This window comes from Fischerella muscicola PCC 7414 (assembly GCF_000317205.1).
GTDB lineage: Bacteria > Cyanobacteriota > Cyanobacteriia > Cyanobacteriales > Nostocaceae > Fischerella > Fischerella muscicola.
In genome coordinates, this window is the sequence record NZ_AJLK01000034.1 from 1 (window position 1) to 2583 (window position 2583).

The following is a 2583-nucleotide window of genomic DNA, read 5'->3' on the forward strand; positions in this document are numbered from 1 at the left end:
CTTACCAAGGAGAGGGGTACCGAAGGGGGGGTGAGGTTAAACGGAATTGTAAGTAATCATGCGAACTTGATATTATTCGTCAATTTGGCCAACGCGACGGATATTAAGAATATCACTCATTTTCTTAATTTGAGTAAATAACTGTTCTAATTGAGGCCGATCGCGAATTTCAATCCCCAAATCAATCAATGCTGGTTGACCAAACGATGTTTTGACATTTGCATGACGGACGTTGATTCCTTGGTCACTGAGTCGTGACAAAATATCTTTTAATACTCCTACTCGGTCTAGTGCTTCAATTTGCAAATTCACCGCGTAAGTTACGGGACGACCACTGTGTTCTACTGCTTGGTTCCAACTCACCGGTACAAGGCGATCGCACTCTACTTTTTCCAGATTATGACACCCTTGGCGATGAATAGAAATTCCTTTGCCCCGTGTTACTACACCGATAATTGCTTCGCCGGGAATAGGGGTACAACACCCAGCTAAGTGATACAACAACCCTTCTACACCGACGATAGGCGAATCACTGGCGCGGGAAGTTATAGGAGTCGCTTCTCGTAACAACGCCGCCGCCTTGGCTGTGGTAGGTAGGTGTGTGGTAATATCTGGCTCGTTAGTAGCAGGTTGCTGTGCTTTTACGATTTCTCGCCAACGGTTCAGCACTAAGTTGAGTGTGATTTCCCCGTAACCCAAACCTGCGAGTAAATCTTCTGTGGAGTGGTAGTTACACCTTTCTGCTACCGCCTGCATTGCTTCTGACTTCAGCACATTTTCAAAACCGGTTTTCCCAAGTTCTTTTTCTAATAATTCGCGTCCACGAGCAATATTTTCTTCCCGGCGCGATCGCTTGTACCATTGCTTAATCCGGTTTTTTGCTGCACTAGTCCGAACAAAGTTCAACCAATCCAGACTAGGATGACCATTTTTTTGAGTAATAATCTCGACTATATCGCCGTTTTGCAAGCGCGTCGAAAGTGGAACCATTCTACCATTTACCCGGACTCCCGCACAGCGATTCCCTACTTCTGTGTGAATGCGATAAGCAAAATCTACTGTTGTAGAACCGGGTTTTAAAGCGACTAAATCTCCTTTGGGAGTAAAGACATAAATGTCTTCTTCAAAAAGATTATCTTTGATGCTTTCTAAATATTCTTGGGCATCTTTTAAATCACTTTGCCATTCTAATAACTGCCGCAACCAAGTAAATTTTTCATCTGATGCAGTCAAGCCAGTGTGAGAACCGCCAGTTTCTTTATACTTCCAATGAGCAGCAATACCATATTCTGCCACATGGTGCATTTCCATTGTCCGAATTTGCACTTCTAAAGGTCGTCCCCAAGGGCCTATGACCCCAGTATGTAATGATTGGTAACGGTTGGGCTTGGGCAGTCCAATATAATCTTTAAATCTACCAGGAATCGGACGAAAGACATCGTGAACGACCGCCAAGGCACGATAACATTCCTCGTTCGTTTGTACAATAATTCGCAGTGCTGCTAAATCGTAAATTTCGTGAAATTCTTTATTTTGCCGTTGCATCTTTTGGTAAATGCTATAAAGATGCTTGGGACGTCCACTGATATCAAGACAGCGAATTCCTGCTTCTGCGAGTCGTGTTCTCAATGTTTCTGAGATTTTTGTCAATCTCTCTTCTCGATCTGTACGTTTTTCGGAAACCAGCTGCTGAATTTGTCGAAAAGCTTCTGGTTCCAAATATTTAAATGCTAAGTCTTCCAATTCCCATTTAAAACGCCAAATCCCCAAGCGATTTGCTAGGGGAGCAAAAATTTCTCGTGTTTCTGTAGCGGTACGACGGCGTTTCTCTTCTGGCATATATTCTAATGTCCGCATGTTGTGTAAGCGATCTGCCAACTTCACCACAATCACGCGGATGTCCTGCGCCATTGCCAAAAACATCCGCCGAAAATTTTCGGCTTGACTTTCGGTTTTGCTTTTGAAATTTATTTTAGATAGCTTGGTGACGCCTTCAACTAAGCACCTAACTTCTGAGCCAAAACGCTGCTCTATTTCCTCAATTGTAACATCTGTATCTTCCACTACATCATGAAGAAATCCAGCTGCTATCATAGCTGCACTACCACCTAAATCACGCAGCATTCCAGCTACAGCAATCGGATGACAGATGTATGGTTCTCCTGATTTGCGGTACTGACCCTGATGCAGTTGATAAGCAAACTCAAAGGCTCGACAAATCAAACTTGTATCATAATATTTCCGGTCTTCTTCCGTTGCACCACTGTCTGTAGGCGGTGTACGCAAACAACTTTCTAGCCATTCTGGAAGAGTTATATCAATAGGGTGGTTGACAATTGTGCTGCTCATCATAAAATATAGCGGGGCTGGAGATGATTTCGGTGGTTGTATGGAGGGTTGAACACACTGACGACAATATCGTCGAAAAACGATTGATTTGCTGCTGACACGGGGAGGAAAAAGCGATCGCAGGAGAATTGCTCAAACAAGAAACTTGTGCAAATCATCTTATCTTAGGTGTCAAGCATAATAGCCATCAGAATCCCATGATGGCAAATCAGACCCCAAATTTAAGATTTTGGA

Annotated in this window: 1 protein-coding gene; it reads right to left on the minus strand. The window is 43.4% G+C overall.

Going from position 1 to position 2583, the window contains the following annotated elements; genetic code table 11:
• Positions 1–72: 72 nt before the first annotated feature.
• Positions 73–2349: a RelA/SpoT family protein gene (locus UYI_RS0105045; RefSeq protein WP_016865587.1), complete on the minus strand. Its 2277-nt coding sequence runs from the start codon at positions 2347–2349 to the stop codon at positions 73–75.
• Positions 2350–2583 lie beyond the last annotated feature (234 nt).

Bases quoted from the DNA above. Each gene is read 5' to 3' on its own strand.
- UYI_RS0105045 (WP_016865587.1), bottom strand. From the start codon at position 2,349: ATGAGCAGCACAATTGTCAACCACCCTATTGATATAACTCTTCCAGAA.